Annotated in this window: 13 protein-coding genes and 1 tRNA gene; 6 read left to right on the top strand and 8 right to left on the bottom strand. The window is 66.7% G+C overall.

What is annotated here, in order from left to right; genetic code table 11:
- Positions 1 to 81 precede the first annotated feature (81 nt).
- Positions 82 to 210 carry a DLW-39 family protein gene (locus V2W30_RS20165; protein WP_003999697.1) on the bottom strand — a complete coding sequence of 43 codons (129 nt, stop codon included), beginning with the start codon at positions 208 to 210 and terminating at the stop codon, positions 82 to 84.
- 288 nt (positions 211 to 498) lie between these two features.
- Between V2W30_RS20165 and V2W30_RS20160 the strand changes: the two genes are divergently transcribed.
- The gene (locus tag V2W30_RS20160) at positions 499 to 837 is read left to right on the top strand and encodes a DUF6344 domain-containing protein (RefSeq protein ID WP_338698422.1); all 339 of its coding nucleotides are present in this window, start codon (positions 499 to 501) and stop codon (positions 835 to 837) included.
- A gap of 544 nt (positions 838 to 1,381) precedes the next feature.
- Here the strand turns inward: V2W30_RS20160 and V2W30_RS20155 are convergent.
- The 3 genes from V2W30_RS20155 to V2W30_RS20145 all read right to left on the bottom strand — a co-directional run bounded on the left by V2W30_RS20155 (position 1,382) and on the right by V2W30_RS20145 (position 3,971).
- Entirely contained in the window at positions 1,382 to 1,549 is a 168-nt protein-coding gene (locus tag V2W30_RS20155; protein ID WP_338698420.1) for a hypothetical protein, read from the bottom strand.
- 299 nt (positions 1,550 to 1,848) lie between these two features.
- A complete protein-coding gene (locus V2W30_RS20150; RefSeq protein WP_338698418.1) occupies positions 1,849 to 2,505 on the bottom strand; it encodes a hypothetical protein in 657 nt (218 codons plus the stop codon).
- A gap of 728 nt (positions 2,506 to 3,233) precedes the next feature.
- Positions 3,234 to 3,971: a GntR family transcriptional regulator gene (locus tag V2W30_RS20145; protein ID WP_338698417.1), complete on the bottom strand. Its 738-nt coding sequence runs from the start codon at positions 3,969 to 3,971 to the stop codon at positions 3,234 to 3,236.
- Positions 3,972 to 4,251: 280 nt separating this feature from the next.
- Here V2W30_RS20145 and V2W30_RS20140 point away from each other — a divergent pair, with 280 nt between their 5' ends.
- The 5 genes from V2W30_RS20140 to V2W30_RS20120 all read left to right on the top strand — a co-directional run bounded on the left by V2W30_RS20140 (position 4,252) and on the right by V2W30_RS20120 (position 7,699).
- Positions 4,252 to 4,731, top strand: a complete 480-nt coding sequence (locus V2W30_RS20140) for a hypothetical protein (RefSeq protein ID WP_338698416.1) — start codon at positions 4,252 to 4,254, stop codon at positions 4,729 to 4,731.
- Complete coding sequence (locus V2W30_RS20135) at positions 4,731 to 4,940, top strand: hypothetical protein (protein WP_338698414.1); 210 nt, start codon at positions 4,731 to 4,733, stop codon at positions 4,938 to 4,940. The genes V2W30_RS20140 and V2W30_RS20135 overlap by 1 nt, the downstream gene beginning before the upstream one ends.
- A gap of 35 nt (positions 4,941 to 4,975) precedes the next feature.
- Entirely contained in the window at positions 4,976 to 6,364 is a 1,389-nt protein-coding gene (gene repSA / locus V2W30_RS20130; RefSeq protein ID WP_338703700.1) for a replication initiator protein RepSA, read from the top strand.
- Positions 6,357 to 6,542 carry a helix-turn-helix domain-containing protein gene (locus tag V2W30_RS20125; protein ID WP_338698412.1) on the top strand — a complete coding sequence of 62 codons (186 nt, stop codon included), beginning with the start codon at positions 6,357 to 6,359 and terminating at the stop codon, positions 6,540 to 6,542. The genes repSA and V2W30_RS20125 overlap by 8 nt, the downstream gene beginning before the upstream one ends.
- Before the next feature lie 74 nt (positions 6,543 to 6,616).
- Positions 6,617 to 7,699, top strand: coding sequence for a site-specific integrase (locus tag V2W30_RS20120; RefSeq protein WP_338698410.1), 1,083 nt, complete (start codon positions 6,617 to 6,619; stop codon positions 7,697 to 7,699).
- A 55-nt stretch (positions 7,700 to 7,754) separates the two neighbouring features.
- Here the strand turns inward: V2W30_RS20120 and V2W30_RS20115 are convergent.
- The 4 genes from V2W30_RS20115 to gyrB all read right to left on the bottom strand — a co-directional run bounded on the left by V2W30_RS20115 (position 7,755) and on the right by gyrB (position 13,412).
- A tRNA-Ile gene (locus tag V2W30_RS20115) sits at positions 7,755 to 7,831 on the bottom strand.
- A gap of 121 nt (positions 7,832 to 7,952) precedes the next feature.
- Positions 7,953 to 8,654 (bottom strand): DUF3566 domain-containing protein, encoded by a 702-nt coding sequence (locus V2W30_RS20110; protein WP_338698409.1) that lies wholly within the window; start codon positions 8,652 to 8,654, stop codon positions 7,953 to 7,955.
- An 18-nt stretch (positions 8,655 to 8,672) separates the two neighbouring features.
- Positions 8,673 to 11,297, bottom strand: coding sequence for a DNA gyrase subunit A (gyrA, locus tag V2W30_RS20105; RefSeq protein ID WP_338698408.1), 2,625 nt, complete (start codon positions 11,295 to 11,297; stop codon positions 8,673 to 8,675).
- A gap of 42 nt (positions 11,298 to 11,339) precedes the next feature.
- Entirely contained in the window at positions 11,340 to 13,412 is a 2,073-nt protein-coding gene (gyrB, locus tag V2W30_RS20100; protein WP_338698406.1) for a DNA topoisomerase (ATP-hydrolyzing) subunit B, read from the bottom strand.
- Between the last annotated feature and the right edge of the window lie 109 nt (positions 13,413 to 13,521).

The raw sequence follows: 13,521 nt of genomic DNA, 5'->3' as shown, positions 1-13,521 counted from the left end.
GGTGCCGGTGCCGGTGCCGGTGCAACACAAAACCCCGGCCGCTGGTGCGACCGGGGCCTGCGAAGAGACTGTTGTCGATACTCACGAACCCGTGGGCACGGAGTCAGTCGCCTCCGTCCACAGATCCTGCTCGGCGCGATCCGCCTGGATCTGGCGGTACACGAGGAGCCCGCCGATGGCGGCCAGTGCGACCAGGAGAAGCTTCTTCACCGCGCGACCTCGTCTTTCCTTGACGTAGGGGACCTCTGGCGCCCGACTATACACACCGACCGATACCGATCGGTGACCTGGATGTACCCCAACTCCCGCATGGCACGCCGCAGTCGAAACGGACCCTTCGCCTCCTTGGATCGACGCCCCGGCGAGAGGGCCCTTGAGGCCATCCGAGTGGTGTTCATCTGAAGATCGACGCGCCATGGGCGTCGGTCCCGCACTCTTGGCGCTGCGTACACATCATGAGGAAAGTACGCAAATCGCCCAACCCGAAAGTGAGGGACCATGACCAAGAACCGGGTCATGACGCTGTGGACCGTCGTCATCTCCGCCTTCATCGCGCTCTTCTCCGCGCTGGGACTCGTCTCCCCGGCCGCCGCGGCCACGCCCGTACAGCAGACGGAGGAGGCCCGCAACACGGTCGTGAGCGCCGCTCCCGCCGCCACCGCGGCCGTTCCCTTCTGGACCTTCAAGCGGTCCCTGCCACCGACGATGAAGCAGCGCATCCGCGCCGAGGCCCACGGTTCCTCCCCCAGCTGCCGCCACCGTCCGCCGGCCGACACCGAGCAGCAGGACGACAGCACCACGGACCTGGCCACCGAAGCCCTCACGGCCCAGCCGTAGCCCGCTCCGGAAGCTCGGCGCAGTCAGCACCACCCAGCACGCCGAAACCCCGTCAGACGCTCGCCGACGGGCAGCCCCTTCGCAGCACAGAGTGCGCCCCACAGGACGCACACACCGCAGAACCAAGCACCACAACGGCCAAGCACCACCAAGAGCCACTCGGCACCGAACCACGCCGCAGCATGAGCACCACACGGCACGCAACCACGCCGCAGTACGCGCACCACACGTACGGGCACGAAGCGCATGACCGTAACCCGCATGAACACCACGCAGGCCTGAGCACGACGCACCACTGATCACGCACAGAGCAGCCCACAGCAAGCCGGCCGACGGCAGCGACAACGGCAGACGGCGGAAGCACGGCCATCAGGCCCACCCCCGCCCAGGAAGCCCACCAGCGCACGCCGATGCACGCCGCTCCCCACTGATCCACGCCGATCCGAGGCCCCAGCCATTCCTTCCGGCTGAGCGGGCCCTTTCGGCATGCCCCGGGACGCGCCTACGGCCCCCGTCGGATCAGCCCGACACAACCGCGCTCGGCTCAGGGAAGCCACGCCGCATCCGATGACCCGAAGAGCTCGGTGGGCGAGGCGATCCGGACGGTGTACGCATCGAGCTCGTCGGTCTCGACCCACGCGTATCGCGCGACAAGGTCTTCCCAAGCTGCGACATCACCGTGCTTCGCCTTGAGAGGGGCGTCAGAAGTCATGAGGCCGCACCCTACGAAGCAACCAGGGAAGCGACTGCGCCCGAAGCCATACACGTCAAAGACCCCCAACCATCACTGGTTGGGGGTCTTTGCACTGGTGGGGCTAACAGGATTTGAACCTGTGGCCTCATCCTTATCAGGTCGATCGAGGGGACCTCTCGACCGTGATGAACGTCTGCTGAACCTTGGTCCGGCTGCCGCTCAGATTCGGCGTCGACCGGTGTCGTTCGTATCTGTTGGTGTCAGCTGTTGATGTCAGCATGCGGGGTGGTCTTGACAAGCCTTGCTCATCATGTTCTCTAGTGAACTCCCCACTCCCGCTGGGGGATGGAGCCCTCCCAGCTATCTGTACACATCTCAGCCCACTCAGCTGCGACGAACACAGGGCGGGTGCGGGCGAAGTCGCCGTTCTGCTGGCAACGCATGACCAGTCCCAAGCCGGGCAAGCCAGCCTCTCCGTTAAGCCCGATGCGTAGTCCATCCAGACCCTGAGGCATGTCCTTAAGGGAGTCCGCTGTCGCTTCAATCCACGGAGTCAGCTCAGATGGCAAACGGCCAACGAAGCGAACGCCATCGCGAAGAACCTGAGGACCGTTGCAGGCGTCGATCGAGATGGCAGCCAACGTCTGCTCATCCCGCGTGTAGTAGGTGTCGACACCCAGAGCACTGAACGGAACCCACTGCTTCTGAAGGTGCCATCCATTGATCGGCTCGCCGAGGGCAGCAGCAACCTCCTCCACGGTCTGACCAAAACGCAAAGGGCCCACGCCTTTCAGCGGAACCCAAGCCCACTCTGGACGCTCAGCATCAGAGAGAACTGACTGTGCCCACCACATGCAAAACCCCACCCCGACATCGAACCCATGTACGACACCGCATTGTGCCACCCTTCGTATCCCGTGCAGCCTGAGCAGAGCTTCGAGGTCGGTGGAGCGGCTTTGGGCTGGAGCTGCCATGGGGCGAGTGATCATGGCCCATTAAGCTGATAGCGAGTCGGGCAGTCTATGGACCTGCCCGTTAAAGCACGACGTTGGGCCATGATCTTCGAGGCTCGCCCCATGGTGGCTGCCTAAAGCCGTGGAACCGACCGGCCCCGGCCACGACGGGTTTCCCCGCTCATCTGGCCGTGAGTCCGCGTCCGGGGCTGGCCCATGTGATCAGCGGGCCGGAGGGTGCTTGCGAATCTGGCAGCGTCGGCCCGCCGGTCCCCGCCACCATGATCCGGCCTAATCGGTAGCCCAAAGCGTCGTTGACCTGTGGTGCGGCAATCCCCTGTACCTCTATGGCCCGTTGCTGGGTTCTTGGCCCCTTGGGGTGCGACGGGCGGACGGCGCCCCGCGGCCGGCGGCGCAGACATTTAGGCGGCGGGGCGGCGGCCGACCGGCGCCGCCCCGTTCGGGGCCCTCGATCCGGATTGATCCCTTTGGGACGGCTCGGGCTGGATGGTGGTTGTCCTCGGGGGTGTTCTTGTGCGTGCGCCTTGTGGTCCCACGGAAGCTGAAGGGATCTCCCTCAAGGCTGGATCATGGTGGCGGGGACCGGCGGGCCAGAGCGGCCGTTGATTCGCGGCAGCACTCTTCGGCGGTTGGGTTGGCAATGATCGGCGGCGTGGGCCGAAGCCCACGCCGCGAGCGCAGCGAGCCTTGATGAGGTAGAGAAACCTGTAACGGGCCCTCGCCATGCCTCAGTTGATGTCGTACTCCGCCGTGAGCTGTCGGCCACCGCCCATGAAGTCGATGGCGTACTCGATCACTGAACCATCTTGGTCCCAGTAGTAGTTGGTCACGGTCAGGGCTGGGGTCCCCGCCTCGATCCCGAGCAGCCCAGAAGCGTCCTCGGGGACTGGCCTCAAAGCCACAACATCGCGGCGCCGCACCGCACGTCGTCCCGTACGGTCCTCGATCAGGCCGAATGTCATCCTGGGAAGTGCCTCGGCAACGGCCAACTCGGGTGCCTGCTCGGCGAGATCACCGTGAAGCCACGACGTGGACAAGGTGATCACTCCCTCGTCATCCAGGTAGCGACGCTGGCGACGTACGACCGGTGCTCCTGCTTCAACCCCCAGCGCCTCTGCGATCTCAGCCGGTGCCGCTACGAGACCTGCGCCGACGATCTCGACGTGTTCTCCAGGGCGGAATCCACTGCCGGTGGCTCGCTGGAGCTGGAGACGGTCCGAGCCGCTGGTGAGCTTGCGTCCTAGATCAACGAATGTGCCCTGGGTAGTCGACCGGACGTACCCCTCGGCCTGAAGCTGCTTGATCCCCTTGGCTGCCGTGGCGGTGGCGACGCCCCACTCCTCGGCGATCTCCGCAATGGACGGCAGCTTGGTGTCCTGCGTCAGAACACCGTCAACGATCTTCTGACGAAAGTGGTCCGCGATCTGCATGAACGGCGGCGCGGCCCGCTGAACTCGCGGTGTCATTTCTCCTCCGTGATCGTCTGCTAGCTCACGGATTAGCGTACCCCCAAAGCGGCCTTGCCATCGCGTGCTAGTACGCGTATACATAAACGTGAGCTAGCACACAAAGCCCGGGGGCGGCGCCCTCTACCGCCAAGCAGATGCGCCGCCCCCTTCGTCCCCGAAGGGAAGCTCCATGATGCCTTCGACCTTGACCGTCGTACGACCTGAGGCCACGGTTTCGGCCCCGCTGTCGGCTCCGCTGTCGTTCAGTGATGACGCGACGTTGGTCCCGTCCCCGTGCATGACGTGCGGCCTGGACGTGGACGGCTGGGGCTGGATCAACTTCAACGGCCGTGGCCTGCTGATGCACGACATCGACGGTGAGAGCGTGCCGTGCCCGCACGCCCGTCCGATCGACTGGGCGACCGGTGACGAGCTGCCCCCGATCGCTCCGGCCACGCTCACCGCCACGGAATGGATCACCTCCCTGTACCTGTCGGACTACGTGGCCAAGTCCCGCCCGACCGTCGCCGCGCTGGCCGTCCTGATCACCCAGGGCCTGAACCGGTCCGGCTTCCCCCAGGTCGCCGAGAAGGCCGCGCAGCTCCGCGAGTTCTGGGAGCACTGCGAGAACGACACCGACACCTGCGCCGTCTGGGACACCTACAACCAGCGCTTCGACCGCACCCGTGCCTTCCAGAGCTCCTACGAGATCGAACGCAACTGGCGAGCCCTAAACCGCGAGTTCGCCGCGACGGCCGCTGAGGAGGTGGCTGCGTGATGGGACTCTTCAGCCGCAAGCCCGACTCACCGCCCCGCGGGTACGACGCCGATGACGCCAAGGTGCTCGCGGCCGTGCACCGCGACCTCGACGCGCACCGGCCGGAGAAGGACCAGCCCAAGCGCGACTCCTGGCACCGCAACTCCGCGGACACCTCGGGCCCGTCCGCCCCTACCGCGAACTCCCCCAAGCGGGGGCGTCGCTGGTGACCCACTTCCCCGTGTCCCCGGCCGCCGTCACCGACATGGCGGCGGCCGTGGGCACCGACCCCCTGACTCTGGCCGACATGCTGCGCGTGGCCAATGACCCCGGCTTTGAGCGGTGGCGAGAGCAGATCCGGCGTACCGGCGGCTGCTCGAACCCGATCCGTCTGCAAGGCCAGACCGTCACCCGCGATGCCAAGACCGGCGACGTCCTGTACGCCTACTCGACGGCCGACGAGCCGGGCGGAGCCCTCCGGGTCGCCTGCGGTAACCGCCGGGCCTCCCGCTGCCCCTCCTGCGCCTGGACCTATGCCGGGGACACCTACCACCTGATCCGCTCCGGGATCACGGGCGGCAAGTCGGTCCCCGCCACGGTGCGCGATCATCCCCGGGTCTTCGCCACCCTGACCGCGCCCTCCTTCGGCCCGGTCCACAACCGCCCGACCTCGGGCCGCTGCCGCTGCGGCGCCGCGCACGCCGACACGGACCCGATCCTCGGCACGGCCCTCAACCCGGCCGCGTACGACTACGCCGGGGCGGTGCTGTGGAACAACCACGCCGGGCAGCTCTGGCAGCGCTTCACGATCTACCTCCGCCGTGAACTGGCCGCTCGCGCGGGCCTGTCCCAACGCGCCCTTGGCGAGCACTGCCGGGTGTCCTTCGGCAAGGTTGCCGAGTTCCAAAAGCGCGGCGCCGTCCACTTCCACGCCGTGATCCGCATCGACGGACCGGACGGTCCCGACAGTCCCCCGCCCGGGTGGGCTACAACGGCACTCCTGGACGACGTGATCCGGGCCGCCGCCTCCCGCGCCACGGTCCCCATCCCGCCCGCCGGCGCCTTCGCCGGACGCACCCTGGCATGGGGAACCCAAGTCGACGTCCAACCGATCGGCGCCCTCGACCATGAGGAACTGACCGAAGCGGCCGTGGCTTCCTACGTCGCCAAGTACGCCACCAAAGCAGCCGAGACAACCGGCACCGTGGACCACCGCATCGGGGAACTCGCCGAACTCGACAAGCTGCCCCACCTGCCCGCGCACACCCGCCGCCTGATCGAAGCATGCTGGGCGCTCGATGCCGCCTACCCGGACCGGCTGTTGGCGCACTGGGCCCACATGCTCGGCTTCCGCGGGCACTTCTCCACTAAGTCCCGCCGCTACTCCACCACCCTCGGCATTCTCCGACAGGTGCGGGCCGACTACCGCGCACGACAGGACCGGCAGGAGCACGGGTGGGCCGAAGACCTCGACGACACGGAGGGCTCCACGCTCGTACTCGCCCACTGGACCTACGCCGGACAGGGCCACACCCCGGGCGAATCCTGGCTCGCCCAGTCCATCGCTCGAGACCTCCAACTGAACCGCGAAACAGCACGCGAAGCCCTCACCGAACTGTCCGACCTCGACGACTTGGGGGCCTGGGATGACTGACGAGCTGCTGACCGTCCCGGAGGTCATGGCCCGGCTCAAGGTGGGCCGAACGACCGTCTACGACCTGATCCGTACGCACCGCTTGCCGTCACTCACGATCGGCCGGAGTCGCCGCATCCCTGCTGACGGCCTGCGGGCGTACCTCGTCTCACGGCTTGAGTATGAGGAGGTGGCTTGATGGCCAAGCGTCGCCCCAACGGCGGGGGAACGATCACCAAGCGGAAGGACGGCCGGTATCACGGGGCCGCCTACGTGACCGACACGGACGGGAACCGCGTCCGGAAGTTCGTCTATGGCGCCACGTATGACGAGACGTCGGAGAAACTGGCCAAGCTCCAAGAGCAAGAGCGCAACGGCGTACCCGTGCCCGCGAAGTCCTGGACGGTCGGCGAGTGGCTGACCTACTGGCTTGAGCAGATCGTGAAGCCGGAGCGGGAGTTCAACACGTACGCCAAGTACGAGTCCAAGGTCAGGTTGTACCTGATGCCTCACCTCGGCACGAAGTCCATGGTCAAGCTCACCCCGGCTCAGATCCGGGCGTTCATGGCGCAGCTCAAGCGGGACAAGGTCGGCGCGGCGACTCGGTTCGAGGTGCTGCGGACCCTCCGGAACGCCCTCAACCGAGCCGTCCGTGAGGAGCTGCTTACGCGGAACGTCGCCCTGCTCGTCGACATGCCCAAGGTCAGTAAGGACAAGGGCAGGGCATGGAGCGCTCGGGAAGCGATCACGTTCCTTCGGACGGCTCGGGCCCATCGGCTGTACGCGGCCTGCGTCCTGGTGCTCGTTCTGGGCCTGCGACGGAGTGAGGTCCTGGGCCTGCGCTGGCAAGACGTCGACTTCGAGGCCCGGCAGTTCGAACCGGTCAAGCAGGTGCAGCGCGAGAAGGGGAAGGGGCTGATCCTGAAGGATCTCAAGACCGAGTCGTCACAGGCGGTGCTTCCCCTGCCCGAGTTCTGCGCTCGCGCCCTCGAAGAACGCCGGGAGCTTCAAGAGCTGGAACGGAAGATCGCGGGGGATCACTGGAAGCAGGCGCCGGACCAAGACCTGATCTTCTCGTCCGAGCATGGCGGCCTGATCGACCCTGTGGGCTTCTCCCGGAGCTTCGGCCGCCTCGTCACGCGCGCCGACGTCCGCCGCATCACGGTCCGGCTGGCCCGGCACACCTGCGGAACCTTGCTCGCCTTCCTCAAGGTCCATCCCAAGGTCGCCCAAGCGATCCTGCGGCACAGCCAGATCAGCATGACCATGGACGTCTACACGCACGTGGTCGGCTCTGACGAGAGGGAAGCAGTCGCGATGCTCGCTGAGCTACTGGAAGATCCGCTCATCGGCTGATGTCAGCCGTAGATGTCAAAGACCCCCCACCATGATCGGTGAGGGGTCTTTGCACTGGTGGGGCTAACAGGATTTGAACCTGTGGCCTCATCCTTATCAGGGATGCGCTCTAACCAACTGAGCTATAGCCCCGCCGCGCTTTGCGGTGTGTGTCCCGCGCGCTGACCTCTGAAGATTAGCGCACGAGGCGGCCAGTCCCAAAATCGATAGTCCTGGCCCGCCCACCTGCGGCGCGCTCGAGCGGGAAGCGCGCCTACTCGTCCTCGGCGAGCGTGAGCTCGATACCGCCGACGAAGCCCGCGGAGAGGTTGTAGATGAACGCGCCGAGCGTCGCGAGGGCCGTCGCGAGGACGACGTCGATGACGGCGATGACCGTCGTGAACATCAGCACGCGCGGCAGCGACAGGAACGACTGGAGGTCGAAGCCGTTGGACTCGTTCGAGCCCGTGGCCTCGGAGATCGTGCCGCCGACCGTCGAGAAGACGCCCATGGCGTCCATGACCATCCACAGCACGGCGGCCGCGATGATCGTGCAGATGCCGAGGGCGATGGAGAGCAGGAAGCTCACCTTCATCACCGACCACGGGTCCGCCTTGGCGACGCGCAGCCTGGCCTTGCGGGTGCGCGGGGTGGTGCGTGCGCCGGTGCGCGGCCTGCGGACCGCGCCCGGCGTCCCGGGCGCCGCCGGTGCGTTCTGGTAGGCCTGCGGCGGGTGGTACGGCTGAGCCTGCTGCTGGGGCTGCTGCCTCTCCCCGGGCAGGGCCCCGCCACCATCCGCGTACTGCTGGGTCTGCGGACCTCGAGTGTCCGTCACAGTTCCCCCCTGGGATCCATGAGACTCGTGCGAGTCGGTCGAGTCTTTGACGTCATGAACGTCGTGAGCGGAGCCACGGCCGCTCTCGGTTTCCGTACCGGTGGATGTACCGGTAGAGCCTGCGCCCGTGGCTCCGCTCACGATGATTCACTCCTCGCGCTACTCGGCCGAGGACTGCCCGCCCTCGTCCGTTCCGGCGGCCGTCTCGTTCTGAGCGGATTCGTCGGTCACGACGTCGTCCGCGTCCTCCGCGGCGTCGCCGTCGACTTCCTCTGCTTCACGACCGGCCTCGGCGTTACGTGCGATGCCGACGACGGCATCGCGCTTGCCCAGGTTGATCAGTTGGACGCCCATGGTGTCACGGCCTGTCTCCCTGACCTCGTTGACTCGCGTACGAATCACACCGCCGGACAGCGTGATGGCGAGGATCTCGTCGGTCTCCTCGGTCACCAGAGCGCCGACGAGCTCTCCGCGGTCCTCCACGATCTTGGCGGCCTTGATGCCGAGGCCACCGCGACCCTGGACGCGGTACTCGTCGACGTTGGTCCGCTTCGCGTACCCACCGTCGGTGGCGGTGAACACGAAAGTACCCGGCCGGACGACATTCATCGAGAGCAGTTCGTCGCCGTCGCGGAAACTCATGCCCTTCACGCCGGAGGTGGCGCGGCCCATCGGGCGCAGTGCGTCGTCCGTGGCGGTGAAGCGGATGGACTGCGCCTTCTTGCTGATGAGCAGCAGGTCGTCCTCGGCCGAGACCAGTTCGGCGCCGATCAGCTCGTCGTCCGAACCGTCCGCCGCCTCGCGCAGGTTGATGGCGATGACACCGCCGGAGCGCGGCGAGTCGTAGTCCTTCAGAGGCGTCTTCTTGACGAGGCCCGCCTTGGTGGCGAGCACCAGGTAGGGCACCGCTTCGTAGTCGCGGATGGCGAGGATCTCGGCGATCGCCTCGTCCGGCTGGAAGGCCAGGAGGTTCGCGACGTGCTGGCCGCGCGCGTCACGGCCGGCGTCCGGGAGCTCGTACGCCTTCGCGCGGTAGACGCGGCCCTTGTTGGTGAAGAACAGCAGCCAGTGGTGCGTCGTGGACACGAAGAAGTGGTCGACGATGTCGTCTTCCTTGAGCTTCGCGCCGCGCACGCCCTTGCCGCCGCGCTTCTGCGAGCGGTAGTCGACCGTCTTGGTGCGCTTGACGTAGCCACCGCGTGTGATGGTGACGACGATGTCCTCTTCGGCGATCAGGTCCTCGATGGACATGTCACCGTCGAAGGGCACCAGCTTGGAGCGGCGGTCCTCGCCGAACTTGTCGACGATCGCCGCGAGTTCCTCGCTGATGATCTGGCGCTGGCGCTCCGGGGAGGCCAGGATCGCGTTGTACTCGTTGATCTTCTGCTGGAGTTCGTCGTGCTCGGCGACGATCTTCTGGCGCTCCAGGGCGGCCAGGCGGCGCAGCTGCATCTCGAGGATGGCGTTGGCCTGGATCTCGTCGATCTGGAGGAGGCCCATGAGGCCCTCTCGCGCGACGTCCACGGTGTCACTGCGCCGGATGAGGGCGATGACCTCGTCGATGGCGTCCAGGGCCTTCAGGAGGCCGCGCAGGATGTGGGCGCGCTCCTCGGCCTTGCGCAGCCGGAACCGCGTGCGGCGGACGATGACCTCGACCTGGTGGGCCACCCAGTGGCGGATGAACGCGTCCAGGGAGAGGGTGCGCGGCACACCATCGACGAGGGCCAGCATGTTGGCGCCGAAGTTCGTCTGGAGGTCGGTGTGCTTGTAGAGGTTGTTCAGGACGACCTTGGCGACGGCGTCGCGCTTGAGCACGATGACGAGGCGCTGGCCGGTGCGGGACGAGGTCTCGTCGCGGACGTCGGCGATGCCGCCGACCTTGCCGTCCTTGACCAGGTCGGCGATCTTCTGCGCGAGGTTGTCCGGGTTGACCTGGTACGGGAGTTCGGTGACCACCAGGCACTGGCGGTTCTGGATCTCCTCGACCTCGACGACCGCGCGCATCGTGATGGAGCCACGACCGGTGCGGTACGCCTCTTCGATGCCCTTACGGCCCACTACAAGGGCGCCGGTCGGGAAGTCGGGGCCCTTGATGCGCTCGATGAGGGCGTCCAGGAGCTCCTCGTGCGAGGCCTCCGGGTTCTCCAGGCACCACTGGGCGCCGGCCGCGACCTCGCGCAGGTTGTGCGGCGGGATGTTGGTGGCCATGCCGACCGCGATACCGGCCGAGCCGTTGATCAGCAGGTTCGGGAAGCGGGCCGGCAGGACGGTCGGCTCCTGGGAGCGGCCGTCGTAGTTGTCCGTGAAGTCGACGGTCTCCTCGTCGATGTCACGGACCATCTCCATGGACAGCGGCGCCATCTTGCACTCGGTGTAGCGCATGGCGGCGGCCGGGTCGTTGCCCGGGGAGCCGAAGTTTCCGTTGGAGTCGACCAGCGGCATGCGCATCGACCACGGCTGAGCCAGGCGGACCAGGGCGTCGTAGATCGAGGAGTCGCCGTGCGGGTGGTAGTTACCCATGACGTCACCGACGACGCGGGCGCACTTGTAGAAGCCCTTCTCGGGCCGGTAGCCGCCGTCGTACATCGCGTACAGGACGCGGCGGTGGACGGGCTTGAGGCCGTCGCGCACGTCCGGCAGGGCGCGGGACACGATGACGGACATCGCGTAGTCGAGGTACGAGCGCTGCATCTCCGTCTCGAGCCCGACGGGCTCGATGCGCATGGCGATGTCGCCGCCCTCTTCAGGGATGCCAGGAGTACTGGGGGTGTTCTCGTCGGCCATTGCTGGTGAAGATCCTTTCTGCGGCGGTCAGCTGAGACCGACTCAGATGTCGAGGAAGCGGACGTCCTTGGCGTTGCGCTGGATGAACGAGCGGCGCGCCTCGACGTCCTCACCCATGAGGACCGAGAACAGGTCGTCGGCCTGGGCGGCGTCGTCGAGGGTGACCTGGCCGAGGACGCGGTGCTCCTGGTCCATGGTCGTGATGCGCAGCTCCTCGGCGTTCATCTCACCGAGACCCTTGAAGCGCTGGACCGAGTCGTCACGGATGCGCTTGCCGGCCTGCTTGCCCAGCTCGATCAGGGCGTCGCGCTCGCGGTCCGAGTACGCGTACTCGAAGTCCTCACGCCCCCACTTGATCTTGTAGAGCGGCGGACGCGACAGGAAGACGTGTCCGGCCTCGACCAGGGGCCGCATGAAGCGGAACAGGAAGGTCAGCAGCAGGGTGTTGATGTGCTGACCGTCGACGTCGGCGTCCGCCATCAGGATGATCTTGTGATAGCGGAGCTTCTCGATGTCGAAGTCCTCGTGGACTCCGGTGCCGAACGCGGAGATCAGCGCCTGGATCTCCTGGTTCTGGAGGATCTTGTCGATCCGCGCCTTCTCGACGTTGAGGATCTTGCCTCGGATCGGGAGGATCGCCTGGTACTGCGGGTTGCGGCCGGACTTGGCCGAGCCGCCGGCGGAGTCACCCTCGACGATGAAGATCTCGCACTTGGTGGGGTCGTTCGACTGGCAGTCGGACAGCTTGCCCGGCAGCGACGCCGACTCGAGCAGGCCCTTGCGGCGCGTCAGGTCGCGCGCCTTGCGGGCCGCCACGCGCGCGGTGGCCGCCTGGATGGACTTGCGGATGATGTCCGACGCCTCGACCGGGTTGCGGTCGAGCCAGTCCGTGAGGTGCTCGTGCACGACCTTCTGGACGAAGGTCTTCGCCTCGGTGTTGCCCAGCTTCGTCTTGGTCTGGCCCTCGAACTGCGGCTCGCCGAGCTTGACCGAGATGATCGCCGTCAGACCCTCGCGGATGTCGTCACCCGTGAGGTTGTCGTCCTTCTCGCGCAGCAGCTTCTTGTCGCGCGCGTACCGGTTGATGAGACCGGTGAGCGCCGCGCGGAAGCCCTCTTCGTGGGTGCCGCCCTCGTGCGTGTGGATCGTGTTGGCGAAGGAGTAGACGCCCTCGCTGTAACTGGTGTTCCACTGCATCGCGACCTCGACGGAAAGGAGCTTCTCCTTGTCCTCGGCCTCGATGTCGATCACGGTGGGGTGGACGACCTCGCCCTTGCGGGAGTTGAGGTACTTCACGAAGTCGACGATGCCGCCTTCGTAGTGGTACGTCACCGTGCGCGCTTCGTTGTCGTCCGCGGGCTCGGCGTTGTCCGCGCCGGTGGTGGCCTTGGCCGACTCACGCTCGTCGGTGAGCTTGATCGTCAGGCCCTTGTTGAGGAAGGCCATCTCCTGGAAGCGCCGCGACAGCGTCTCGAAGGAGTACTCGGTCGTCTCGAAGATGTCGCCGTCGGCCCAGAAGGTGACCGACGTGCCGGTCTCCTCGGTGGCCTCGTGCTTCGCCAGCGGGGCGGTCGGAACGCCCGCCTTGTAGTCCTGCGTCCAGCGGTAGCCCTCGGTCTTGATGTCGACGGAGACCTTCGTGGACAGCGCGTTCACGACGGAGACACCGACGCCGTGCAGACCACCGGAGACGGCGTAGCCGCCACCGCCGAACTTGCCGCCCGCGTGCAGGACGGTGAGCACGACCTCGACGGCCGGCTTCCCCTCGGAGGGGATGATGCCGACGGGGATGCCGCGGCCGTTGTCGATGACGCGGACGCCGCCGTCGGGCAGGATCGTGACGTCGATGGTGTCCGCGTGACCGGCCAGCGCCTCGTCGACGGAGTTGTCCACGACCTCCTGCACCATGTGGTGCAGGCCACGCTCACCGGTCGAGCCGATGTACATGCCAGGTCGCTTGCGGACCGCGTCCAGCCCTTCGAGGACGGTGATCGCGCTCGCGTCGTACGAGGCTTCTGTCGCCCCTACGTTCGCGTGCGCGACAGCGTCGGTGGTCGGGATGTTCTCGTTGGGGTTGCCGGAATCGGCCACGAAGCGCCCTTTCTGGCACAGCACAAGCCAAGCTCCCGGTTGGTGGCCGGAGCGGCTGCGGCGTGTTTTTTCGGTAGGCCCTAGTCAGCGTTGCTCGGTGCGTCCCACAAGTGGGGCGGGATTAGCTTCCAGT

The sequence above is a fragment of the Streptomyces sp. Q6 genome (genome assembly GCF_036967205.1).
GTDB classification, from domain to species: domain Bacteria; phylum Actinomycetota; class Actinomycetes; order Streptomycetales; family Streptomycetaceae; genus Streptomyces; species Streptomyces citrinus.
Note: the sequence above shows the minus strand (reverse complement) of the source record. Positions and strands in the feature narration are given on the sequence as shown.

Bases quoted from the DNA above. Each gene is read 5' to 3' on its own strand.
- V2W30_RS20155 (WP_338698420.1), bottom strand. From the start codon at position 1,549: ATGACTTCTGACGCCCCTCTCAAGGCGAAGCACGGTGATGTCGCAGCT.
- V2W30_RS20135 (WP_338698414.1), top strand. From the start codon at position 4,731: ATGGGACTCTTCAGCCGCAAGCCCGACTCACCGCCCCGCGGGTACGAC.
- V2W30_RS20150 (WP_338698418.1), bottom strand. From the start codon at position 2,505: ATGGCAGCTCCAGCCCAAAGCCGCTCCACCGACCTCGAAGCTCTGCTC.
- repSA (WP_338703700.1), top strand. From the start codon at position 4,976: ATGGCGGCGGCCGTGGGCACCGACCCCCTGACTCTGGCCGACATGCTG.
- V2W30_RS20160 (WP_338698422.1), top strand. From the start codon at position 499: ATGACCAAGAACCGGGTCATGACGCTGTGGACCGTCGTCATCTCCGCC.
- gyrA (WP_338698408.1), bottom strand. From the start codon at position 11,297: ATGGCCGACGAGAACACCCCCAGTACTCCTGGCATCCCTGAAGAGGGC.
- V2W30_RS20140 (WP_338698416.1), top strand. From the start codon at position 4,252: ATGACGTGCGGCCTGGACGTGGACGGCTGGGGCTGGATCAACTTCAAC.
- V2W30_RS20125 (WP_338698412.1), top strand. From the start codon at position 6,357: ATGACTGACGAGCTGCTGACCGTCCCGGAGGTCATGGCCCGGCTCAAG.
- V2W30_RS20145 (WP_338698417.1), bottom strand. From the start codon at position 3,971: ATGACACCGCGAGTTCAGCGGGCCGCGCCGCCGTTCATGCAGATCGCG.